At 67.1% G+C, this 22,794-nt stretch carries 24 protein-coding genes; 14 read left to right on the forward strand and 10 right to left on the reverse strand.

Annotation, left to right across the window (positions count from 1 at the left end):
* Window positions 1-23 precede the first annotated feature (23 nt).
* Window positions 24-188, forward strand: coding sequence for a hypothetical protein (locus HSX14_RS17280; RefSeq protein ID WP_173179599.1), 165 nt, complete (start codon window positions 24-26; stop codon window positions 186-188).
* Here the strand turns inward: HSX14_RS17280 and HSX14_RS17285 are convergent.
* Window positions 155-1,588, reverse strand: coding sequence for an MFS transporter (locus HSX14_RS17285; RefSeq protein WP_173179597.1), 1,434 nt, complete (start codon window positions 1,586-1,588; stop codon window positions 155-157). The two genes, HSX14_RS17280 and HSX14_RS17285, sit on opposite strands and share 34 nt — an antisense overlap.
* Window positions 1,589-1,796: 208 nt before the next feature.
* Here HSX14_RS17285 and HSX14_RS17290 point away from each other — a divergent pair, with 208 nt between their 5' ends.
* Window positions 1,797-2,651: a LysR family transcriptional regulator gene (locus tag HSX14_RS17290; RefSeq protein ID WP_173179595.1), complete on the forward strand. Its 855-nt coding sequence runs from the start codon at window positions 1,797-1,799 to the stop codon at window positions 2,649-2,651.
* Between the two features lie 14 nt (window positions 2,652-2,665).
* On the opposite strand, the gene HSX14_RS17295 is transcribed toward HSX14_RS17290, so the two are convergent.
* Complete coding sequence (locus HSX14_RS17295) at window positions 2,666-3,163, reverse strand: hypothetical protein (protein WP_173179593.1); 498 nt, start codon at window positions 3,161-3,163, stop codon at window positions 2,666-2,668.
* 132 nt (window positions 3,164-3,295) lie between these two features.
* Here HSX14_RS17295 and HSX14_RS17300 point away from each other — a divergent pair, with 132 nt between their 5' ends.
* A complete protein-coding gene (locus HSX14_RS17300) occupies window positions 3,296-4,219 on the forward strand; it encodes an AraC family transcriptional regulator (protein ID WP_173179591.1) in 924 nt (307 codons plus the stop codon).
* A gap of 49 nt (window positions 4,220-4,268) precedes the next feature.
* Here HSX14_RS17300 and HSX14_RS17305 read toward each other — a convergent pair whose 3' ends face one another.
* Window positions 4,269-5,042, reverse strand: coding sequence for an SDR family oxidoreductase (locus HSX14_RS17305; RefSeq protein WP_173179589.1), 774 nt, complete (start codon window positions 5,040-5,042; stop codon window positions 4,269-4,271).
* Between the two features lie 118 nt (window positions 5,043-5,160).
* On the opposite strand from HSX14_RS17305, the gene HSX14_RS17310 reads away from it, so the two are divergent.
* Window positions 5,161-6,057: a LysR substrate-binding domain-containing protein gene (locus tag HSX14_RS17310; protein ID WP_173179587.1), complete on the forward strand. Its 897-nt coding sequence runs from the start codon at window positions 5,161-5,163 to the stop codon at window positions 6,055-6,057.
* 13 nt (window positions 6,058-6,070) lie between these two features.
* On the opposite strand, the gene HSX14_RS17315 is transcribed toward HSX14_RS17310, so the two are convergent.
* Entirely contained in the window at window positions 6,071-7,510 is a 1,440-nt protein-coding gene (locus tag HSX14_RS17315; RefSeq protein ID WP_173179585.1) for an HD domain-containing phosphohydrolase, read from the reverse strand.
* 86 nt (window positions 7,511-7,596) lie between these two features.
* Here HSX14_RS17315 and HSX14_RS17320 point away from each other — a divergent pair, with 86 nt between their 5' ends.
* Window positions 7,597-8,370: an alpha/beta hydrolase gene (locus tag HSX14_RS17320; RefSeq protein ID WP_173179583.1), complete on the forward strand. Its 774-nt coding sequence runs from the start codon at window positions 7,597-7,599 to the stop codon at window positions 8,368-8,370.
* A gap of 107 nt (window positions 8,371-8,477) precedes the next feature.
* On the opposite strand, the gene HSX14_RS17325 is transcribed toward HSX14_RS17320, so the two are convergent.
* From HSX14_RS17325 to HSX14_RS17340, 4 genes are all read right to left on the reverse strand, one after another.
* Entirely contained in the window at window positions 8,478-9,740 is a 1,263-nt protein-coding gene (locus tag HSX14_RS17325) for a cyanophycinase (RefSeq protein WP_173179581.1), read from the reverse strand.
* 250 nt (window positions 9,741-9,990) lie between these two features.
* Window positions 9,991-11,286 (reverse strand): OprD family porin, encoded by a 1,296-nt coding sequence (locus HSX14_RS17330; RefSeq protein WP_111260266.1) that lies wholly within the window; start codon window positions 11,284-11,286, stop codon window positions 9,991-9,993.
* 65 nt (window positions 11,287-11,351) lie between these two features.
* The gene (locus tag HSX14_RS17335; protein ID WP_173179579.1) at window positions 11,352-11,678 is read right to left on the reverse strand and encodes a hypothetical protein; all 327 of its coding nucleotides are present in this window, start codon (window positions 11,676-11,678) and stop codon (window positions 11,352-11,354) included.
* Between the two features lie 85 nt (window positions 11,679-11,763).
* The gene (locus tag HSX14_RS17340) at window positions 11,764-13,530 is read right to left on the reverse strand and encodes a cyanophycinase (protein WP_228723455.1); all 1,767 of its coding nucleotides are present in this window, start codon (window positions 13,528-13,530) and stop codon (window positions 11,764-11,766) included.
* 432 nt (window positions 13,531-13,962) lie between these two features.
* On the opposite strand from HSX14_RS17340, the gene HSX14_RS17345 reads away from it, so the two are divergent.
* The 7 genes from HSX14_RS17345 to arsH all read left to right on the forward strand — a co-directional run bounded on the left by HSX14_RS17345 (window position 13,963) and on the right by arsH (window position 19,883).
* Window positions 13,963-14,736, forward strand: coding sequence for an ABC transporter substrate-binding protein (locus HSX14_RS17345; protein WP_173179575.1), 774 nt, complete (start codon window positions 13,963-13,965; stop codon window positions 14,734-14,736).
* A gap of 69 nt (window positions 14,737-14,805) precedes the next feature.
* Window positions 14,806-15,918, forward strand: coding sequence for a succinylglutamate desuccinylase/aspartoacylase family protein (locus HSX14_RS17350; protein ID WP_173179573.1), 1,113 nt, complete (start codon window positions 14,806-14,808; stop codon window positions 15,916-15,918).
* A gap of 70 nt (window positions 15,919-15,988) precedes the next feature.
* Window positions 15,989-16,918 (forward strand): MurR/RpiR family transcriptional regulator, encoded by a 930-nt coding sequence (locus tag HSX14_RS17355; protein ID WP_111260261.1) that lies wholly within the window; start codon window positions 15,989-15,991, stop codon window positions 16,916-16,918.
* A gap of 122 nt (window positions 16,919-17,040) precedes the next feature.
* A complete protein-coding gene (locus HSX14_RS17360) occupies window positions 17,041-17,379 on the forward strand; it encodes a metalloregulator ArsR/SmtB family transcription factor (protein WP_173179571.1) in 339 nt (112 codons plus the stop codon).
* A 21-nt stretch (window positions 17,380-17,400) separates the two neighbouring features.
* The gene (locus HSX14_RS17365) at window positions 17,401-18,684 is read left to right on the forward strand and encodes an arsenic transporter (RefSeq protein WP_173179569.1); all 1,284 of its coding nucleotides are present in this window, start codon (window positions 17,401-17,403) and stop codon (window positions 18,682-18,684) included.
* Window positions 18,685-18,700: 16 nt separating this feature from the next.
* Window positions 18,701-19,171 (forward strand): arsenate reductase ArsC, encoded by a 471-nt coding sequence (locus HSX14_RS17370; RefSeq protein WP_173179567.1) that lies wholly within the window; start codon window positions 18,701-18,703, stop codon window positions 19,169-19,171.
* A gap of 13 nt (window positions 19,172-19,184) precedes the next feature.
* Window positions 19,185-19,883, forward strand: coding sequence for an arsenical resistance protein ArsH (arsH, locus tag HSX14_RS17375; RefSeq protein WP_173179565.1), 699 nt, complete (start codon window positions 19,185-19,187; stop codon window positions 19,881-19,883).
* On the opposite strand, the gene HSX14_RS17380 is transcribed toward arsH, so the two are convergent.
* Window positions 19,851-20,549, reverse strand: coding sequence for a phytanoyl-CoA dioxygenase family protein (locus tag HSX14_RS17380; RefSeq protein WP_173179563.1), 699 nt, complete (start codon window positions 20,547-20,549; stop codon window positions 19,851-19,853). The two genes, arsH and HSX14_RS17380, sit on opposite strands and share 33 nt — an antisense overlap.
* Window positions 20,546-21,103: a M15 family metallopeptidase gene (locus HSX14_RS17385; protein ID WP_173179560.1), complete on the reverse strand. Its 558-nt coding sequence runs from the start codon at window positions 21,101-21,103 to the stop codon at window positions 20,546-20,548. Before HSX14_RS17385 ends, HSX14_RS17380 begins: the two co-directional genes overlap by 4 nt.
* Window positions 21,104-21,297: 194 nt before the next feature.
* On the opposite strand from HSX14_RS17385, the gene HSX14_RS17390 reads away from it, so the two are divergent.
* Complete coding sequence (locus tag HSX14_RS17390) at window positions 21,298-21,948, forward strand: SMI1/KNR4 family protein (protein ID WP_173179558.1); 651 nt, start codon at window positions 21,298-21,300, stop codon at window positions 21,946-21,948.
* 27 nt (window positions 21,949-21,975) lie between these two features.
* Complete coding sequence (locus tag HSX14_RS17395; RefSeq protein ID WP_173179557.1) at window positions 21,976-22,533, forward strand: hypothetical protein; 558 nt, start codon at window positions 21,976-21,978, stop codon at window positions 22,531-22,533.
* The last annotated feature ends 261 nt before the right edge of the window (window positions 22,534-22,794 follow it).

Here is a 22,794-nt window from a genome sequence, read left to right on the forward strand (position 1 = left end):
CCACGGTACTCAGGACTGAGGCCATGGTAATCCACCCCATCCAGCGCCTGCATCTGCAGGATGGCATCGGCCGGCGTGGCGATCACATCGGGGCTGGCCACGCAGCCTGGCGGCACGATGGCAACCCCGAGTTCGGCCGGCGCCTGGATGGACGTTATCGGGAATCCGAACGGGGCGCCGTGGCGTAGAGCGCGAGCACGGCGGACAGGCTCAGGCACAGGGCGATGCCCAGCAGTGCGGCGATAAAGCCCTGGGCGACCGTGGCCGGGCTGTGGGCCGGCGCGGCGACGGCGTAGAACAAGCCGCCGAGCACCGCCACGCCGAGGGCGGCACTGATTTGCAACGCGGAGTTGACCAGGCCGGAAACCATCCCGGAACCACCCGCCGGGGCGCGGTCGATCACGCTCCGGATCAGGGTCGGCAGTGCCCACCCCTGACCGAAGCCCAGCAGCCCGACGCCCAGGATCATCGGCACCAGGGCGGGCCGTTCACCCGCAGCCGCGGCCCCCACCGCTGCGCTCAGGACCAGGCAGCCCAGCGCTTCCAGGAGCATCCCCAGGGCAGGCACCCAGCGACCGAAGCGGCGGATGGCGGCGGGTGTGGTCAGCGGCCCGACCAGGAAGCCGACGCCGAAGGGCACGAACATCAGGCCGGTGACCACCGGTGAGGCGCCGAGGGCGTCCTGCAGGTACACCGAAAAGGACAGGAAGAAGGCGGCCACCACGTAGAAGAACAGCGCGCCGACCAGCCCCGCCAGCAAGCGCGGCGACCGGGCCAGCTGGGGGCTGAGCAGTGGGGTGCCGCCGCGCCGCTGAAGGGCCGCCTCATGGCGCCAGAACACCACGGCAACCAGGGGCGCGCCCAGCAACATCAGGCACAGCCACCACGGCCAGCCCAGCTCGCGGCCTTGCACCAGGGGCACCACCAACAGCCCCAGCGTGAGCGCACAGAGCAGCACGCCGAGGCGATCCAGCGCGGCCGGCGTGGCGCTGCGGGTATCCGGCAGGAAGGGTATGCCGGCGAGGAAAACCGCAGCCACGATGGGCAGGTTGATCAGGAAGATCACCCGCCACTGCAGCCCGAACACATCGGCCGCGATCAGCACACCGCCCAGGACCTGGGCGAGCACGGCGGCGAAGCCAAGCGCCGCGCCATAGACCGCCAGTGCCCGCGAGCGCTCCTGCTCGGGAAACAGGGCATGGATGGACGCCAGCCCCTGCGGCGCCATGGCGGCGGCACTCAGCCCCTGCAGCACCCGGCCAACGATCAGCACCGGCGGCGAGGCCGCCAGCCCACAGATCAGCGAAGCCACCCCGAAGCCGGCCATCCCCGCCAGGAACACCCGGCGCCGGCCGAACAGGTCGCCCAGGCGCCCGCCGGAGATCAGGAAAACCGCATAGGTCGCGGCATAGGCCGAGATCACCCATTCGATCTGGGCGGGCGTCGCACCCAGCCCCTGGCGAATGGACGGCAAGGCCACATTGACGATGAAGAAATCCAGCGGGGGCAGGAACGCACCGGCCAGCAGCACCGCGAAGGCCAGCCAGCGCCGAGGCGCCGTGGCGACGGCCGAAGTGGGAAGAGTCATGGCATAGCCTCCGTAAACAGCACGTGCCGGCAGGGACGAACACGGGCGCCTGGCCTGGCCAGCGCGCCGCTACGTACACTGTCGAGCGGCGAGGGATTGGCCTGGCGACACCGCCAGGCCGAACGTGGCCGCAGTTTGGAAGTCGGGAGGCGCTGGCGGGACTGCCATCGCTGCACATTGCGCGTTCATTTTTGTAAGGGGTGGCAGGGTGGATTGGGACGACTTGCGGTTTTTCCTGGCGATAGCACGTACCGGCTCCCTGGGCGCTGCAGCCAAGTACCTGGGCGTCAGCCACCCCACCGTGGGCAGGCGTTTGCAGGCACTGGAGCAGGCCAGCGGCCAGGCGTTCTTCCGGCGCACCAGCGAGGGCCTGGTGCCGACCGCGATCGGCGACGGCATCCTGAGCCTCGCGGAGGAAATGGAAAGCAGCGCCCTGGCCATCGCCCGGCGCATCGATGGCAGCGACGAACAGCCCGAAGGCATCCTGCGCATTTCTTCGGCCGACTGGTTTGCCGGCTACGTGCTGGCACCGGTGCTGAGCGAACTGGTGCGCCGCTACCCCGCCGTGGTGCCCGAGGTGATGGCCGGGCAGCGGCTGTCGGACCTCACCCGCCGCGAAGCGGACATTGCCTTTCGCATCGTGCCGTTCGACCAGCCGGACATCGTGCAACGCCGGCTGATGACCATGCCCTACGGCCTGTACAGCAGCGCCGCCCTGCCCTTCGAACCCGGCCCGGATGGCGCGGGCTGCAAGTTGATCCTGATGAACACCGCGCAGGCCTACTACCCCGATGTGATGTGGGCCCAGCGCATGCTGCCCGCCGCGCGCACGGTGTTCACCAGCAGCAGCCGCACCGTGCAGGCGCGGATGTGCGCGCAGGGCCTGGGGGTGGCGGTACTGCCGCGCCTGCTGGGCGATCAGCTGCCGGCCCTGACCCGCATCGATCTCGGTGAGGCCCCGCCATCACGGGATATCTGGATGGGCTACCACCAGGACATGCGGCGCCTGGACCGCCTGCGCGCGCTGGCGGAGCTGGCCGGCGAGATGCTCGGCAACCCCTGAGGCAGCAGCGGCAGCTAGCCCGCCACCGCGCGCAGCTGCGCCCCCTGCCTGCGCAGGTACAGCACCTGCGCCGTCACCCCCATCACCAGGGCCACCAGCAGCCCGAGTTGGGCACCGATCAGCAGCGGCGCGTGCAGGTCCGTGACGATGGGGTGGCCATCCGGCACACGGCGCAGCACCTCGGAGACGGTGGGCAGCATGAGGAAAAACGCCGTCACGCTCAGCAGGATGGTTTCCAGGTACAACCCGGCGCGGCCCAGCGCACGGACGCGCCCTACCCCGTAGCCGGCCAGCAGCAGAGCCAGGGTGAGCAGCGCAATGGCATTGCTCACCGGCTGCCGGGCGATGAGAAACACCGAGCCGGCCCCGAGCAGCATGAACACCAGGTAGGCCACGCCGGGCCTGGAGCGGGGAACGATGCGGCCGTGACGCACGAACATGTAAGCGGCCAAGGGAATGGCGGGCAGGCTTCCCAGGGTGTGGAGCCAGCCAAGTGCAGAGATTCCGAACATGGAACACCTCCTTCGGGTTGGATGATCGGCATAGCTCGTCGCCACGGCGGAAGGAGCCGGAACATTCCGGGCGCCTCCCGTGGCTGGGCTATGCTTGCGGCCCTACGGTAGACAAAGCACGGCCAGGGCTACATGACCGATTCACCGGAACACTTGACCATTCTTCCGGAAATGCAGCTGGAAGGTTTCGCCAACGGCGACCTGCTGTCCCAGGTGCTGACCCATATGCGCCTGACCGGCGACCGCCTGTACTCCGCCACCCTCGCCCCCGGCGAGCGCCTCGTGCTGGACTGCAACAGCGCCCATGTCTGTGTGCTGCAAGGCGGCCAGTTGCACATCCAGCGCGACGACCAGCCCGCCACCCAGGTGCAGCCCGGCGATGTGGTCCTGTTGCCCCACACCCTGGAACAGCTGCGGCTCACCGCGGGCGACGGGCCCACCACGCTTGCCATCTGCCGCTTCTGGTTCGATGCCGGCAGTTTTCGCGCCATGCTCTTCGCCCTGCCCTGGCTGATCCATATCCGGCAGGCCGAGGCGGCGCCCTGGTCCGAAGGCCTGCTGCATTTCATGCTGCTGGAGGCCCATGACGTGCAGCCCGGTGGCGCCTTGATGGTGTCGCGGCTGATCGACCTGACCGTCATTCGCGTGCTGCGTACCTGGGTACAGCAAGGCTCCGCGTCCGGCTGGCTGGGCGGTTTGTCCGATGCACGCATCGCCCGAGTGCTGCGGGCCATCCACGAGCAGCCCAGGCAACAGTGGCGAATCGAGGCACTGGCGAAGCTGGCGGGCATGTCGCGCTCCAGCTTCTGCGAACGCTTCAACGCCCTGGTGGGGCGTGCGCCCCTGCGCTACCAGAACGAATGGCGGCTGACGCTGGCCAGAAGCATGCTGGCCACGCAGGCCAGCCGTATCGGCGATGTGGGTTTTGCCGTGGGCTATGAATCCGAGGCGGCGTTCAGCCGCGCCTACAAGGCCTTCTTCGGCCGCTCGCCCCGGGACGACCACCCCGCCCGCCCCGGGGACGCCCTCACCCGCCGGGAGCCTGCGCCAAGGTGAGTGCAGTGCCACCGCGCAGGACGGGCATCCGGCCGGGTGGGGCTCCGGCCTACGCCGTCGGCACCGTACCGCCGTCGATCACGAACTCGGTGCCCGTGATCGACGCCGCACGTGGCGACGCCAGAAACGCAATCAGCTCGGCCACCTCGGCGGGCTTGGCCGGACGGCCCAGGGGGATGCCGCCCAATGAATCCATGATCAGTTGCTTGCCGCCTTCGTAGTCGGTGCCGGCTTCCTGCGCCAGCCGTTCGGCCAGTGCCACCGAGGCCTCTGTCTCGACCCAGCCGGGCGACACCCGAACCACTCGCACGCCCTTGGGCGACACCTCCTTGGACAGGCTCTTGCTGTAGGTGGACAGCGCCGCCTTGGCCGCTGCATACGCCGTGGTGGCCTCGGGTAGCGGCAGGCGGTTCTGGATGGACGTGACGTGGATGATCACGCCGGCCCTGCGCTGCAGCATGTCCGGCAGCAACGCGCGGTCCAGCCGCACCGCCGGAAACAGATTCAGGTCCAGTTCGTTCCGCCACTCGTCTTCGCCCAACGCGGCAAATCCGCCGCCAGGGGCGGAGGAGCCGCCGAGCACATGCACGATGACATCGACGCCGCCCAGGCGCTCCCGGGTGGCCGCCGCCAATGCGTCACACCCTTGCGTGGTCGTCAGGTCCGCCGCGAAGAACACCTCTCGCGGCGTGTCCTCCGTAGCCTGCCGCGCCGAAGTCAGGACCTTGGCGCCCTCCTCCAGCAGCAGTCTCACGACGGCGCTGCCTACGCCTTTGGTGCCGCCGGTGACCAGGATTCGTTTGCCGCTCAGGTCAAGGTTCATGGCCTGTGTCCTCTCGTTGGGGAAGGTGGATGGAACGAGAGCCATCTTGCTGCGCCCTGGATTGCTTGCTCAACTGGGACAACCGTTAACGAGTCATCCCATATTTCTGGACAATCCTATGTCAGACCCTCGCATCGGCCTCCACGAACTGGAAGCGGTCATGGCCGTGGCACGCCGGGGATCGTTCCGCCAGGCGGCGGTCGATCTCGATATCTCGACCACCGCGCTCAGCCACACCATCGCCAAGTTGGAAGCGAGCCTGGAAACGCGGCTTTTCAACCGCACCACGCGCAGCGTGTCGCTGACCGAGGCCGGCGAGATGTTCCTCGAACAGGTGGGGCCGGCCTTGCAGGATGTGCGTTCGGGGCTGGACGCGGTGCGCTCGCACAACGCAGGGCCGGCGGGCGTACTGCGCATCAACGCATTCGCCAGCGCCGCCCGTGCGGTGCTGCTGCCATTGGTGCTGGAGTTCTTGCAGCGCCACCCCCAGGTGCATGTCGATCTGGTGACGGAGGAGCGCCTAGTCGACATCGTTGCCGACGGGTTCGACCTCGGCGTGCGAGCGGCGGGCCTGGTGCCCAGCGACATGATCGTGATCCCCCTGGGCCAGCCGCAACGCTACGCCGTGGTGGGCACCCCCGACTACCTTGCCGCGCACGGCCGCCCACTCAACCCGACGGACCTGGCCCGGCATGCCTGCTTGCGAATCCGTTTACCCAACGGGGCGATCTTCCCCTGGCAGTTCGAGCATGATGGCGAGGTCATCCGCCTGGATGTGCACGGCCCGCTCACCCTGGACGAGCCCGGCGTGGCGAAGGCAGCGGTGCAGGCCGGCATCGGGCTCGGCTTTTTCATGGAGCAGGACGTCAGGGAGGAAATCGAATCGGGCCAGTTCGAACGGGTCCTGCACGCCTGGACGCCACCGCGCGACAAGCTGTGCCTGTACTACGCCAACAGGCGCAATCCGTCGGCGGCACTCAAGGCCTTCATTGCCCTGGCCCGCGCCGCCGTCTAGTCCACGGCGGCCTTCAGGCGATCAGCCCCAGCGTCAGCCCTTTCAGCGTCGCCGCCGCCCGGGTGGAGCACCCCAGCTTGCGAAAGATGCTTTCCATGTGCGTGCGCACGGTACTCGGGCTGATGGCCAGGTTGCGCGCCACCTCCTTGTTGCTGGCGCCCTGGCTGATCTCGAGAAGAATCCGGCATTCACGCGGGGTCAGCAGTGCGCTTCTAGGCTGGGTGAAGGTGCGTTCGCCACGGGCGGCGGCGATCACTGCCTCGCAGATTTCCTCATCGAACAGGCCACGGCGGGCATCCTGCTTGAGCAGCCTGGCGGCATCGGCCTCGCCGTGCGCGGTGCGCCAGGGCCTGGTACCGCGCAATGCCACCCACGCCACGGCAGTGGCCAGCAGGCGGTTCTCGACGCACAGCGCTTCCGCCCGTGCCCCCCGGTAGTAGCCGCTGCCGTCGAGACGTTCGTAGGCATGGGCAGCGATCTCGCCCGGCATGTTCAGTTCGCGGATGGACCGGGTCGCCTTTTGCGTCCAGTACGGCACCAGGTGCACACGCTCGGCAGCGCCGTACGGCAACGGCCCGGTGGTATTCCAGACGTGGTTGGAAACGGCCGCCCGGCCCAGGCCATGGATAAGCGCGGCCTTGCCGATTTCCGCCCGCCTGGGCTCGGCCACCCCCCACAAGCGGGCGGCCTCCGTGGCGACATGGGCCACCTGCCGCGAATGCCCTGCCAGCCACGGCAGCTTGAGATCGATCACATCGCCCACCAGGCTCAGGCACACGGGGCGTTCGCTGTCGGCATCACCCGGCTCATCGGCCATGCCGTCCAGCGCGGCCAGCCATTGCCTGGCATCTTTCACCAGCAGGTTGGCGAGGTCGGCCGGGTAGCGTCGGTCCGCCTGCTCGCCGATCCACGCCAGCGCCGCCTCCACGCCGTGGGCGCGGCTGAGAATATCCAGGTCCCCGGCGAGCACCACCAGGTAGGCCGCCTCCGGGATGTGTTCGTGGGTCAGCCCCATCGGCCTGCCGCTGCCATCGAAGGTTTCGAAGACCCGGCTCAGCGCGGTCTGCACGGCGGCGCCCAGCTCCAGCGTCCTGGCGATTTCGCTGGCCACTTCGCAATGCACCACGGCGAGCGGTGCCGCCTTGTGCACGGCGTTCATGTCGTCGGCGTTCAGCGTGCCGTCCAGCATCGCGCGGCGGCCGTCCACATCGTCACCCAGAAGGTGGGCAAACCCGTCGGCGTTGGCCGTGCAGCCCGACCAGCGCAGCAAGGCCACCTGCTCGATCTCCCTCACCTGCCCGGGGTCGGCCCGCCTCGCCTGCGCCAGCTGCCCGGCCAGTTGCGCCACGCGCAGGGAGTGCCCCAGCGGCTGGCCCATGCTGAGGTCACCGACCTGGGCGATGGCCGCCAGTGCTGCGTTCAGGGAAACCTCGTATCGCGGTGCGCTATCCATGAAAACTCCCCGGCTCGGATAAATGACCGATATCGGCCTTGCAGGCCCATCAGCAAACTGAAGCTCCCTACACAGGAGCCACCCCCATGAAAACGTTCAACACTCGCATCGCCACCCTCGCCCTCGCCATGGCTACCACCCTGGGTGCGAGCATCAGCCACGCCGAGAGTACCCCGCCTTCGGTGGTGATCGTACACGGCGCCTTCGCCGACGGTTCGGACTGGGCCAAGGTGGTTCCGCTGCTACAGGCCAAGGGCATCGCGGTGACCGTCGTGCAGAACCCCCTCACCTCCCTGGCCGATGACGTCGCCGCCACTCAGCGCGCACTGCGCAACCAGCCGGGCAAGGTGGTGCTGGTCGGCCACTCGTGGGGCGGTACCGTGATCAGCGAAGCGGGTGACCAGAACAACGTCGGTGCACTGGTGTACGTGGCCGCGTTCGCACCCGAGGCCGGGCAGATCAGCGGCGAACAGGGCAAGGGCGCGCCGACGCCGCCCGGCATCAGCCAGATCAAGCCCGATGCCAACGGCTTTCTCTACCTGACGCCGGAGGGCATGGCCAAGGACTTCGCCCAGGACCTGCCGGCTGAGCAGACGGCCGTGATGACCGCGACACAAGGGCCGATTCGCGCTTCCGCATTCGAGGAAAAGACCACGGTCGCGGCCTGGAAGACCAAGCCCTCCTGGTACGTACTGGCCAGCGAAGACCGCATGATCCACCCCGATGTACAGCGCTCGTCCGCCAAGCGCATCGGCGCCCGGCTGACCGAGCTGCACAGCAGCCATGTGCCGCAACAGTCGCAACCCGCCGATGTCGCTGCGGTCATTCTCAAGGCGGTGGACAGCGTCGCCGGCCAGTGATCGGCGCCGCCGGAACCTGGGCGCCCATGCGGGCGAAGGGGGCTATCGGGCTGCAGGAACGCAGCCCGATAGCGGACCCGGAGGCGATCCGAGCCGCTGCGAGTGGATCAGTTGGGAAGCATGTCCACCAGGAGGCGCAGGTAGGACGTCATGGTCTGGCCACCCAGGGTGCCCTTGTAGCCCTGGCTGTCGAACTGGGTGCTCTTGACCAGGTTGACGCGGTAGCGTGGGTTGGTTTCATAGGTGCGCCCCAGCGTGCTGGTCGAACGGCTGTTGAAGAGATCGGCACTGACGGTGACGAACTCGCGCGGCTTGCGCCGGCCGTTGGCGCCACTGTTGTTGGGGCTGCTGAAGATGTCGCCGGTGGCCGTCATCGCGCTGCTGTACTGCTCGCGACCGCGCAGGCTGGTCTTGCCGCTGGCAATCACGTACTGGCCTGTCTGCGGGCGGTACTTGTCGCCACTGGTCAGGTAGCTGGCCAGCACATCGTACAGGGCCCAGCTGCTGCCACCGCCGAGTTCGGCATTGCGCAGGTCGAAGACGAATACGCCCCCGGTGCCGATCACCTCCATCTCCACCTGGCCGAGGCTGGCGTTGTTCTGCACCAGCAGGCCGGTGTTCTCGTCGACGCCGAAGGCGAAGGGGACGCCGGTGTAGTCGGCCAGGCGCACGATGCGGCCCTGGCGGCCGCGCTCGCTGAAGTGGGTATCGAGCAGGCCGTAGTCGAAGAAGCCGAAGCCGCCGTCCGGGTCATAGGAGAGGTCATCGCCGGACGGGGTCGTGTAGGGGCCGTAGCGCAGCGCTTCATAGCTCTCCCCGCCCGTGACCATCGGGCCGTCGACCATGATCGCCGTGCCGGCACTGGTGCCGGCCAGCACGGCACCGGCGGCATACCGACTGCGGATGGCCGCCAGTGCCGGCGAATCACCGCGACTGGCCGTCTGCAGGGTCTGGACCAGGCGCGACTGGTCGCCACCGCCGAAGAAGAAGCCGGTCATGCCGTTGATCTGGCTGATCACGGTCGGGTTGGCGTTGTTGGCGATAGTGTCCAGGTCGATGGGAATCCACTCTGCCTTCACGGCGCCATAGCTCTTCAGCAGATTGGCGTAGTAGAGGCCGTTCGCCCTGGCGTTGGCGGCATTCGCCGTCCCGGCATCCGGGTCCTGACTTTCCGGGATGGAGGCGGCGGTGATGACGCCGATCCTGGCCTGGCCGCTGCCGCCGGCCAGCTGGATGAAGCGTTGGTAGATGGCGCTGTTGTCGTCCTTGAGGCCCCCGCCGACCAGAAGCAGCGCACCGGCCGCATGACCCAGCCCTGGAACCAGGGCGACCAGCAGGACGACGTGGCGACACAATTTACTCAGTCTCATCTTCAGTTCTCCGTGGCTGCAGTCAGCTGCAGCGTCGTTGTGGATGTTGTGCAACGGGTACTGCGAAAACGGCGGACCGCAGGCAGGGCATTCCCATGAGCGTCGCCCCGTGGAAAAAAAGGCGCCGGGCAGGCGCCCCAAGGCCAAAGGAGCAATCGAGCGGACCTTGCAATCGAAGCGGCCGGCATCCGTGCCCGAGGGACGGCGGCCGGCGCCCTGGAAACGGCCCGCGAGCGCGCGGGCCACAGCGTCAGAGGATGCTCAGCGGGTAGTCGACGATCACGCGGAACTCATGCAGGTCCCCCTCGCCCTGGTCCTCGTTGGCGTAGTGGAAGGCCTGGCGCAGGCGCACCGAAAGATCCTTGGCCGGCCCGTCCTGGACGACGTACTTGATGTCGATGTCGGTCTCGCTGTGCTCGCCGTCCTCGCCGTAGAAGCCGGCGTAGCCGCCGTTCGCATCCGCATCGGTGCCGTCGATGTCGGTGCCCTTGACGTAGGTGACCTTGGTGGTCAGGCCGGGCACGCCGAGGCCGGCCCAGTCGTAGCCGTAGCCGATGCGCCAGGACCGCTCGTTGGGCGCGTTGAAATCGGAGAACTGCATGGAGTTGGAGAGGAAGATCGAATCGCCTCCCACATAGTCGAACGGGGTGTCGCCGTCGACGCGCTGGTAGGCCAGCAGGATGGAGTGCGAACCCAGCGCGTAGGTGGCCGCCAGGCTGTAGGTGGTGTTGCTGATGTCGCCCTGCAGGGCATCGCCCGTGTCGCCGGTGCGGTACAGGTTGAAATCGACGTTCAGGCTCTGCCCTTCGCTGATGCCCAGGGTGTAGTTGAGGTTGCCGTAGTACTGGTTCCAGGTGTCTTCGAAGCGCGAGGCATACAACGCCACGGACAGGTCATCGCTGACGGCGTAGGAGCCGCCGGCGAAGTCGATGGTCTTGCCGACCTCACCACTGCCGTAGTTGAGGTACAGCTCTTCGTCGCTGTTGGTCGAGTTGCGGTTGTTGTAGGCGGTGAAGTGACCGGCCTCCAGGGCCAGGCCCTCGATCTCGCCGCTGGCGATATGGAAACCCGTCGCGGTTTCCGGCAGCAGGCGGCTGTGCGCCGTGGCGAACACCGGCGCCTCGGTGCGCATCTCGCCGTACTTGAGGGTCGTCTTCGAGATCCGCAGCTTCGCCGCCCCGCCGGCCTCGCCGTACTCATCCTGCGCGCGCCCCTCGTCGCTGATCGGCAGCAGGCCCGTGCCGGCCCGACCACGGCCGCTGTCGAGCTTGATCCCCAGGTAGCCATAGGCATCGACCCCGAAGCCGACAGGCCCCTGGGTGAAGCCCGAGGCGAACTCGGCCATCACGCCATGGGCCCACTCCTCGCGGTAGCTCTGGCTACCGGGCTGGTTCTTGAAATCGCGGTTGAAGTAGTAGTTGCGATTGAGCAGCTTCAGCGCGCTGTCGTCGACGAAGCCCTTGGACTCGGCCTGGCCGGCAACGGCCAGCTGACTCCCGGCCGCAGCGACCGCCAGTGCGAGACAACTCAGTTTCACGAGGTTCATGCCTTACTCCGTTCTTGGTGTTGTTGTGGTGGCTGGGCCCTCGGGCCCTTTCTGGTTTTGCCCGGTCAGGCGAAGAGCTCCGCCGTCAGCACGTCCGGGCGCCGGCCCTGGCTGATCACCTCCTCCAGGCACAGGGTCGACTCGCCATCGGGCCAGCAGACGAAGTAACCCGCGGCCTTCCTCGGGCTCTTCAGCTTGAATTTCCACTCGCGTTCGGAGAGCTCGCCGACATCCCGCAGGCGTTGCTGCAGCTCGATCACCGCGAAGAAACCGTCACGGGTCTCGACACGCTCCAGCACGCGGGCCCCGGCGTCGTGGAGGACCTGGTCGGCGATCTCGTGGTCGTGCAGCAGCTTGTCCAGGGCGAACAGCTCCAGGTTGTTCAATTGCATCGGTGCCTCTCGTTTGGGATTTCACGGGCAAAGGCTGTCCGTCCGCCCCGTCACGACGGGGCGAAGCAGGTTTCGGAACAGGGGGTCAGGAAGGTTTGGCGAGCCCTATCAGGCGGGCCAGGGTGCGGGCAGCCTCTTCGCGGCTGACCGTCGCCTGCGGGCGGAACCGGCCGGACTCGGCGGCCATCCAGCCCTCGCCCACCAGCAGTTCGGCAGCCTCGGCGACGGCAGGATCGACTCCGCCCAGGTCCTTCAGCGGCGAGCGGCTTCGCAGGCGGGTCCCGGCGAAGCCCTCGACCAGCGCCTTGCAGGCCAGGGCCCACTCCGCGCGGGTCACCTCGCGTTCGCCCCCGAAGCGTTCCCCGGCCGGCAACCAGCCGTTGGACACCACGACCTCGATCTGCTCGCGAAGCGGATGGTTGCGCTTGACGTCGCTGAACGTCGGCAGCCTGTCCGGGACGGGCTCGGCGGCCAGCGTCATCTGCAAGGCGTTGGCCAGTTCGAAGCGGGTCAGCGCGCGCTTGGGTTCGAAGTGATTCGACGCATCGCTGGTCATCAGGCCGCGGAAGCTCACCGCGCGTACCGCATCCGGCCAGCGACTGGTGACGGCATCCTGCGGGCTGCTGCGCGCCGGGTCGCCGAGGAAGGCATCCACCGGGGCGATGTCCAGGCGCACGTTCTGCACCGTGTAGCGGGTCAGCGAATCCTGGAAGCCGCTGTGGGCCAGGAAGCCCGGAGCCTCGCTGAACTCGAAGCGATAACCATAGTGGTAGCCGTTGGCCGGGTTGTAGCGGGTCATCAACCCCACCTGGCGGGTGGCGGTGTTGTCGGCCAGGCCGTAGAGCACCGCTCGCGACATGGCGGAAACCGCGGAAAGGTCCGTGATCAGCTGGTTGCCCACCAGGTACTCGTTGCCCGCCACTATGGCTTCCTGGCCCTCGGCCGGCTGCACCTTGCCGGTCGCCAGGTCGTAGCGGTCGCCGTTGCCGAGCATGGCCAGCCGTACGTTCTGCAAGCGCGTGCCGTACAGGCCGAACTCCTTGCGCGCCTGGCTGGCGTCCATCACCGTGAGGTAGCCCTCGCCCAGCACCTGCAACTCGCCGCCGGGCTGCACCCAGATGGCGGTATTGGTATCCAGGCCGAACCCCCTGGCCGGCTGCTGGCCGACCAGGTAGCTGGCCATGCGCGCGGCGCGCCCGGTGCTGGTCTCTTCGATCCGGTCGAAGTGCTGGTCGATGATGCCGGCCTTGAACAGCCCTGCCCCCTTGAGCAGTGCGGTGCCGCGCTGGTCGGCCCTGGCTGCCACGCCGAAATCCAGCGTGTCCATGACCACGCCGTAGGCGGTCGGCATGGTGCCGCCGAGAATGCTCGCCCCGGCACTGGTGCCGGCCACCACGCCGCCCTTGTCGAACACGCCACGCACCGCCTTGAGCGTCAGCGACTCGCTGCCATCGGCGTTGTACAGCGCACGGGCGATACGCGCCTGATCACCACCGACGAACCAGACGGCGCTGGCTTCGCCCAGGGGCTCGAGCACCGCCGGGTCGTTCATGGTCCTCTGGTAGTTCTGCTTGTCGATACCCACGATGGTGATGCGTTCGGCCGGGACCCCGAGCGCCTGCAGCTCGGCCTGGAAGCGTTTGCTGGAGCCCAGGCTGCCGCTGGCCGTGGGCATGATCGCTATGCGTGCCCGCTCGACACCGCCGGCCAGCTCGATGAGCTTCTGGTAAACCGCGGTGTTGCTGGCACGCAACATGCCGCCTACCGCCAGCAGGTGGCCTTCGGCACGGGTCGGCGCGCTATGGCCGGCGAGGATCAGGGCGGCGAGCAGCACGCCCGGCTTGGTCAGCATTCTCATTTCTTGTTGCTCTTCTGAGGATAGGTGCGGACCTTTCGGATGAATCAAACAAATTCACCGAAAGCAATTTGTGAAATGTTTTATATCACCAAAAAACACTCCACAACCCCTCTCATCGCCCTCGAATCCATCCAGACGGCCAGCTTTAATGACAGAAAGGCCCCTGGAAAGCGCCTTCCGGCGGAATTGCGCTAATGAAATTATTTTTTCATCAAAATCACGCATTGACACAAATAATTCTTCTAATTAGCTTTGCTGACACAGAACGTGTCACGCCTCGCAAGCACCACGCAGCGAGCCGGGCCACCTCGCCGAGGGGCGCCGGGGTCCGCCCCCAGCCAGGGCCGGGCTCCGGCGCTCGTCGCACGCGAAGCCTCAATCCCGCCGTATTGGCGGGCCCCAACCATCCGCAACTGGAGTCATAAGATGAACAAGATCGCTCTGCTCGGCGCCCTGGCGCTCTCCGCCTGCGCATCCCTGGCGAACGCCCAGGACACCCTGCGCATCGGTATCGAGGCCGCCTACCCGCCCTTCGCTTTCAAGACACCGGACGGCCAGATCAGCGGATTCGACTACGACATCGGCAATGCCCTGTGTGCCGAAATGCAGGTCAAGTGCGAGTGGGTCGAGCAGGCCTTCGACGGCCTCATCCCTTCGCTCAAGGTGCGCAAGGTCGACGCCGTGCTGTCCTCCATGTCGATCACCCCGGACCGCCTGAAGGCCGTGGACTTCACCAAAAAGTACTACCACACCCCCGGCAAGCTGGTGATGAAGGCAGGCACCGAGGTCAAGGACCCGCTGGTGGACCTCAAGGGCAAGCGGGTCGGCGTGCAGCGCGCGTCGACCTACGATCGCTACGCGAGCGACAAATTCGCGGACGCGGGCATCGAAGTGGTGCGCTACGGCTCGCAGAACGAAGCCTTCCTCGACCTGGCCTCCGGCCGCATCGATGCCTCCCTGGCCGACGTGGTGAACATCGGCGAGGGCTTCCTCAAGACGCCGGAAGGCAAGGATTTCGCCCTGGTTGGCCCCGACTTCAACGACCCCAAGTATTTCGGCAACGGTGCCGGCATCGCCGTGCGCAAGGGCGATAAGGCCACGGCCGAGAAGTTCAGCAACGCCATCGCCGCCCTCCGCGAGAACGGCAAGTACAAAGAGGTCCAGGACAAGTACTTCGCGTACGACATCTACGGCCAGTAAGAGCCGGCTCCGCAGGGGTGTCCGGCACGACCGGGTGCCCCTTTTTTCTGCCCAGACATCAGGCTTCCCATGCATCGGATCGAGCATTCACTTCCCTGGAGCACACCCGGAACGGAGCGCCGCCTGACCCTCTTCGCCTTCGGCCAGGGCCCGCGCAAGGCGTACATCCAGGCGGCGCTGCATGCCGACGAACTGCCCGGCATGCGGGTCGCGGCGGAGTTGCGCTGGCGCCTTGCCGAACTCGAAGAGGCCGGGCGACTGCTGGGCCGCGTGGAGCTGGTCCCCGTGGCCAACCCGATCGGGCTGGCCCAGGTCATACAGGGCACCCACCAGGGGCGCTTCGACTTCGCCAGCGGGCGCAACTTCAACCGCGACTTCCCCGACCTGGCTTCGCTCGTCATCCCCACCATCGAGCGGCACCTCGGCCAGGACGCCGACCACAATGCCCGACTGCTGCGTGAAGCCATGGTCGATGCGCTCGGGCAACTTCCGCCGCCCGCATCCCCTCTGGAGGGCCTGCAACGCCTGCTGCTGCGCCACGCCTGCACGGCCGACCTGGTGCTCGACCTGCACTGCGACTTCGAATCGGTGCTCCTGCTGTACGCCCTTCCCCAGGTGTGGCCCGCGCTGCGCGGCCTGGCGGCGCACCTGCGCGCCCGGGTCGCACTGTTGGCAGAAGACTCCGGCGGCTTCTCGTTCGACGAAGCGTGCGCCGGCCCCTGGCTGAAACTGGCGGCCGCCCTTCCCGGACACCCGATTCCCCAGGCGTGCGTTGCCGCGACACTGGAGCTGGGCGGCATGGCCGAGACCGAGCCTGATCGCGCCAGGCACAGCGCCGAGGCCATCCTGGCCTTCCTGGCCCGGGACGGCTTCATCGACGGTGAATGGCCCGACGAGCCCGAGCAGGACTGCCCCGCCCTGCCCTTCGCCGGCGCCGAATACGCCTATGCCCCGCACACCGGCGTCGTCAGCTACCTGCAGCCGCTGGGCGCGCAGGTATCCCCGGGCGACCCACTGTTCGAAGTCATCGACCCCCTTTCCGGCCAGCGAAGCGTGGTACGGGCGAGCACCACCGGCATCCTCTATGCGCGGGAACGCCTGCGCTTCGCCCAGCCCGGGCTCTGGCTGGCCAAGGTCGCCGGCTCGTCGCCCATCCGCAGCGGCCGCCTGCTGAGCGACTAGGGCTGCCTGGGATCCGCCGCCATCGGATACACTCGCCCACCCGCCCTCCAGACCGAATTCAGCGACCGCCATGACTCCAGCTCCGAACGATCTGACTGTCTACACCTCGCCGATGATGCGAAAACTGGCATCGGCCTCGCCGGACCTGCAGCCGTCGCTGCGCAAGGTGGCGGACTTCATCCTTCGCCACCCGCTCAAGGCGGCGACGCTGACCATCGAGGAGCTGGCGCAGGAAACCTCGACCTCGGCGGCAGCAGTCAATCGCCTGGCCCGCGCACTCAAGCTGCCCGGCTTCACCGCCCTGAAGGCCGCCCTGGTGAGCACGCTGCAGGACCTGGTTTCCCCCGTGGACAAGTTGCGCAACGAGCTGGCACAGCGCCCGGACGGTGCCTTCGGCCTGCACGAGCAGATCCAGGTCGCCAGCGGCAACCTGGGATCGGCGGCGAGCAGCAACAGCCCCAGCACCTTCGAGGCCTTCGTCGACTGCCTGACCCAGGCCCGTCGCATCTACATCCTCGGGTTCGGCAACAGCGCCTACATGGCCGGCCTGGCCGCGGCGAACCTGATGCCCTATTGCGCCGACGCGGTGGCCATCAGCATGGAAGGCGGCAACGAAAATGCGGCCTACCGCCTCGCGGCGATCACCGAGCACGACGTGCTGCTGGCCATCTCGTTGCCGCGCTATTCGCTGGACACCATCCACCTCGCGCGCTTCGCCAACGAGCGAGGAGCGCGGGTACTGGCCATCACCGACTCACCGGCCTCCCCCCTGGTACGACTGGCCGAGCAGGTGCTCTTCGCGCCCGCCGATCACCCGGTGCTGATCAGCTCCAACACCGTGGTGCTGGCCCTGATCGAAAGCCTCGTCGCCGCCGTCATGACCCGCAACAAGGAGGCGGTGAAACTCGCCGCCGAGCTCACCGAGAGCGTGCTGTCCTACCTGCACGTGCAGGCCGAGCAACCCCGCCCGCGCAGAGCCATCCGCAAGCGCAAGGAGTGATCGCGGCGCGCCGCGACCGGATGGCCATCGCTGGGTTCACCTGGCGATGCCCATGAAGCCGGGGTTTCCAATACATATGGATTTCCGTATATTCACAAATCCATATGTAACAGGAAGCTGCCGTGCTGACCCCGCCCGAGCTGTTCAAGTGCCTGGCCGACGAAACCCGCGCGCGCGCCACATTGCTGATCGTCGAACACGGAGAGCTGTGCGTCTGCGAGCTGATGTGCGCGCTGGACGAAAGCCAGCCCAAGGTATCCCGTCACCTGGCACTGCTGCGTAGCACCGGCCTGTTGCTCGACCGCCGCCAGGGGCAATGGGTCTACTACCGGCTCAACCCGGAGCTGCCCGCCTGGGCCGCCGAGGTTCTCGAGACCACCCTGAAAGCCAGTGCCGACTGGCTGGGCACCAACACCGCCCGCCTTTGCAATATGGATGGACGCCCTGTCCGCTGCTGCTGATCCCTGCCCGAAGAGCCCGCCATGCTGATTGCCGCTGCCGTTTTCCTTCTCACCCTGGTCCTGGTCATCTGGCAACCCAGGGGCCTCGGCGTTGGCTGGAGCGCTGCGCTGGGCGCCCTCCTCGCGCTCGTCGTCGGGGCGGTATCGCTGCAGGACATTCCCACCGTCTGGGCCATCGTCTGGAACGCCACCGCGACCTTCATCGCCGTCATCATCATCAGCCTGTTGCTCGACGAGGCCGGCTTCTTCGAGTGGGCCGCGCTGCACGTGGCCCGCTGGGCGGGAGGCAGCGGCCACCGCCTGTTCGCTTTCTGCGTATTGCTGGGCGCCGCCGTATCCGCGCTGTTCGCCAACGACGGGGCCGCGCTGATCCTCACCCCCATCGTCATATCGATGCTGCTGGCGCTGCGCTTCTCCGCCGCGACGACACTGGCCTTCGTCATGGCGGCCGGGTTCATCGCCGATACCGCCAGCCTCCCACTGGTGGTGTCGAACCTGGTGAACATCGTCTCGGCGGACTACTTCGACCTGGGTTTCGCCGAGTACGCCTCGGTGATGGTGCCGGTCAACCTGGTCAGCGTCGCGGCGACATTGCTGGTCCTCTACCTGTTCTACCGTCGAGACATCCCGGGACGCTTCGTCCCCGAGGCCCTGCGCGCACCCGTCGAGGCGATCCGCGACCGTCCGACCTTCATCGTCGGCTGGTGGGTGCTGCTGTTGCTGCTGGTCGGCCTGTTCGCGCTGGAGCCACTGGGCATCCCCATCAGCGTGGTAGCGGCCATCTGCGCGGCCATCCTCTTCGCCGTGGCGGCCAGGGGACATGTCATTTCCACGCGCCGGGTGCTGCGGGAAGCCCCCTGGCAGGTCGTGGTCTTCTCGCTGGGCATGTACCTGGTGGTCTACGGCCTGAAGAACGCCGGCCTGACCGACGCCCTCACCCAGGTACTGAACCGCCTCGCCGAGCAGGGCCCATGGGCCGCGGCCCTGGGTACCGGATTGCTGTCGGCGGCCCTGTCATCGGTCATGAACAACATGCCCAGCGTGCTGATCGGCGCCCTCTCCATCCAGGCCAGCGAAGCCAGCGGCATCGTGCGCGAGGCGATGATCTACGCGAACGTCATCGGCTGCGACCTGGGCCCGAAGATCACCCCCATCGGCAGCCTGGCCACCCTGCTCTGGCTGCACGTACTGGAGCGCAAGGGCATCCGCATCACCTGGGGGTACTACTTCAAGGTCGGCATCCTGCTGACCTTGCCGGTCCTGTTGATCACTCTCTCGGCCCTGGCCCTGCGCCTGGCCATCTGACCGAACGGAGCACAGCATGCGAGTCCTCTTCATGTGCACGGCCAACAGCTGCCGCAGCATCCTTTCCGAAGCCCTGTTCAACCACCTGGCGCCCGAGGGTTTCGAAGCCGTCAGCGCCGGGAGCTTCCCCAGGGGCCAGGTGCTGCCACGCAGCCTCACGACCCTGCAGCAGGCCGGCATCGCCATCGACGGGCTGAGCAGCAAGGGCAACGATGCCTTCGAGAACGACCCGCCGGACATCGTCATCACCGTCTGCGACAAGGCGGCGGGCGAAGCCTGCCCGGTGTACTTCGGCCCGGCGCTGAAAACCCATTGGGGCCTGGAAGACCCGTCCGAGGTTCAAGGTGACGAAGAGCACGTGGAGGCGGCCTTCCACGCCACGCTGGCACGCATCGACGTGCGCTGCCGCGCCTTCTTCGCCTTGCCCTTCGGGCAACTGGGGCGCGAGGCGCTCAAGCGTGAACTGGACAGGATCGGCACCCTATAAGCGAGCACGAGCGATGACAGACCCCCTACCGAATCTCGACCCGACCCTGTTCGACGCAACACCGGCAGCCCATGCAGCCAGCCAGCACAAGCCGCGCATCCTGCTGCTCTACGGCTCGACGAGGGAGCGCTCCTTCAGCCGCCTGCTGACGGAGGAAGCGGCGCGACTGCTGGAACACTTCGGCGCGGAGACCCGCCTGTTCAATCCCTCCGGCCTGCCGCTGCCGGACGATGCGCCGGTGGAGCACCCCAAGGTCCAGGAGCTGCGTGACCTGATCCTCTGGTCGGAGGGCCAGGTGTGGTGTTCGCCTGAGCGTCACGGCGCGGTATCGGCCGTGTTCAAGGCCCAGATCGATTGGGTTCCCCTGGCCCTGGGTGCCATTCGGCCCACACAGGGCAAGACGCTGGCGGTGATGCAGGTCTGCGGCGGCTCGCAGTCGTTCAATGCCGTCAACCAGCTGCGCATCCTGGGTCGCTGGATGCGCATGTTCACCATCCCCAACCAGTCCTCGGTGCCGAAGGCCTACATGGAGTTCGACGACGCAGGCCGCATGAAACCCTCCGCGTACTACGATCGCGTCGTCGATGTGATGGAGGAGCTGGTGCGGTTCACGCGGCTCCTGAGGGATCACCCCGAGCTGGTGGATCGCTACTCGGAGCGCAAGGAGGCCGCACAAGCGCTATCCGAACGGGTCAACCTGGGTTCGATCTGATTCCGCTGCCGGCGGCTCGAACCACTCCACCCCCTCCATCCGGATCCCCCGCAGGCCCGCCGTCTGCAGATGCGACGCATGCAGCGCCTCGGCGCAGTAGGCGATGAGGAGGGAGCGGCGGCGCGTGCCGAGCAGGTTCAGGCTGCCCGCATGCACCAGGTCGACATCGAACACGAGGACATCACCCGCCGAACCGGAAAGCTGCACGCTGCGGGATTCATCGCTGAAGTCGAACGGCGGCTCGCCCGGCTCCGGTCGGTGGCTGGCGGGCACGATGCGGGTGGCGCCGTTGCCGGGGCCGTAGTCGTCGAGGAAGACCAGGGCGTTGGCGATGTCGCCCGGGCGGTACGTGGAGAGGTCACGGTGCAACTGCTGGTGGCCGCCGCCTGCCAGCGGCTCGCGCCCTTCCGCCTGGGCGAGGAAGTAGCGCTCGCCGATCAGCTCGCCCACCACCGCGAGCAGCGACGGCAGGCGGCACACCGCCCGCACCCGCGGATCAAGATCCAGCAGCGAGTGGCGCCAGTCCCTGCCGCGCGGCACGGGCCATTGGTCCGAGGGCTTCACGCCGGCATCGAAGGTGGCGCGCAGCTCTTCCAGCCACTCGGCGGGCACGGCCTGGCGCAGCAGTGCATAGCCGTCGCGATGGAGTGGTTCCGGGTTGCTCATGGTGCTGTCGATGTCCTTATCGTGGGTCGATCCTGCAGCGAGAACCGCCAGTGCCAGGGCTCGTAGTCGTAGCCGTTGGGATTGTCGCGCGGGTACGACAGCTGGAAGCCGAACGAAGCCGCATGCGCGCTCAGCCAGGCGAACGCGGGCGTATCCTCGAACTCGCGCTGCAATGTCATGCAGCCCGGCGTCCCGACATCCACCGCAAGCCCCGTATGGTGCTCACTGAAGAAGGGTGGCGCCGATACGGCCAGGATCTGCTCGATGCTCTGTCCGGCCTTGAGCTTCTTCTCGATGATCGACACCTGGTAATCCACGCTTCTGAAGGCCGAGACGATATGCAGCTCAACCCCCTCCGCGCCCGCACGGGCCCTGAGTCTCGACCACGCCTGGGCGGCCGGCGGGACCAGGCGGTGCGTCCTGCCGCCCGCCCCTACCTCCACGACCTCCAGCGTGGTCGCTTCGGTGAACTCCATCAGGCGTTTGGCGACGACCAACGCGACAGGGATTCCCAACCTGTCGAGCATGCTCAGGGCGGCGGCGGAATAGGCCATTTCATGATTCCGGATACGAGCGAGTAGCTCTCCATTTAGCACACGCCCCGATGACGTGCGCACAATGCTGCCGACTTCTAGCCGGCTCCGCCTCGATCGGCACTGTGAGGCCCGTAACGCCAGCCGAGGGGCACGCAGGGTAATCTGCGCCGATATCCACCCCGCCATCCACCACAGGGCAGACCAGGGACGAAATGAGATTCTCCGATGAGGTTGCAGCCGCCTTTCCGGCCGCCAATCCGATGCCCAGCCTGTTGCGCCAGGCCATCGAACTGATGGAAGCGCACGGCTGCGTCCGCACGCTCCGCAGCGGGGCCCGCTACATGACCCTGCACCCCGAGCCCGAATTCAGCGACATCTCCACCACCTCCATCCACGTACCGGACCCAACCGACACCCGCGCCTGGACCAACAGCGACGACCCGGCGGTGAACGAGCGGTTGGTGATCTTCCTCAGGACCGGCGGAGACGGCTCCTGGGCGGGCCTCTGGCTGGACGATGCAGGCGAGCAGCGCATCGTCCACCTGGGGTCGGGCTCCGGCTCGGTGATGCTGTGCGTGCTGACGCAGACCATCGAAGACCTGCTGCGCCTGCTCGCCATCGGCTACGACGAACTCTGCTGGCCGGAGCAGTTCGGTGTGACGCCCCAGCAGATCAAGGACGCCGACTACGAAGACGCCGACTACCCGCCGCCCCCACGCCTGTTCCGCGAGCACGTCGAGCGCACGCTGGGGCTGGGCATCCCCGCGCGCGCGAAGGAAATCATCCACAGCACCGCGAGCATGGACGACGAGGAATCGAGCGATCCGTTCTGGAACTGGCTGAAGCGGGTTCGAGGGGATTGATCCACCAACAGGGCAAAGGAATTGCGAATGAGACGATTTGAACGGATACGCCAGGCGGCCTGCGTTGTGCTGCTGAGCCTGCTTTCGTCGGTGGCGCTTGGGGATACCGAGGAAGGTATAGAGGACTACATTCGCCTCCAGGAACAGCACATCGCCAAGGAGATCGAGAATATCCCGTCACTGGTGGAGCGATACGCCAGCACCCCCGGTTGCAGCTATGCGATGGACCCCAAGAACGTCGTGCCTTACACCCTCGACCGGCATGTCCACGTGGCGCTGTATGCATTGGACATAGGGTGCAGCGGCGGCTCACAGATGCAAGCAACGCAGATAGCGGTGGTGACCTATGGGAGCTATGACAGGCTCTTTATCAGCCCCGAGCTCTCCCGAATCGCAAATAGGCCCCCCAAAATCGTCGATCGAATCTATGTGGAGAACGGCGCATTGCGCTATGAAGGCCGGAAACCCAGCGGCGACGATGCGCTGTGCTGCCCAAGCGGGATCGTTCGCGGCACGCTGAAATTCGATGGGAGCATGTGGACATTCGTGGACGATGCGGAGCCTGGAGAGAGCCGTTCCGAATAGACCCTAGCCCAGGGCTCACCGGAAGCACCGAGCGGAGGTGCGCACGGCACACCCAACGGCACGAACCCTCGAGTACAGGACGACCACTGAAACGCCTGTCGGTGGAGGCGCAGAAAGATGGCACGGCAGAAATCGCCCACGCGCCGCTGAGCTGCGAACACCATCTCGCTATCGTCACCCGAGTCTTTCCGCAGGATGGCCGATCAGTCCGGGAACCAGGCCGGAGCGATTTTCAGAGTCCCGCCCTCCCCGACCTGGCCC

It is taken from the genome of Pseudomonas tohonis (genome assembly GCF_012767755.2).
GTDB classification, from domain to species: Bacteria; Pseudomonadota; Gammaproteobacteria; order Pseudomonadales; family Pseudomonadaceae; genus Metapseudomonas; species Metapseudomonas tohonis.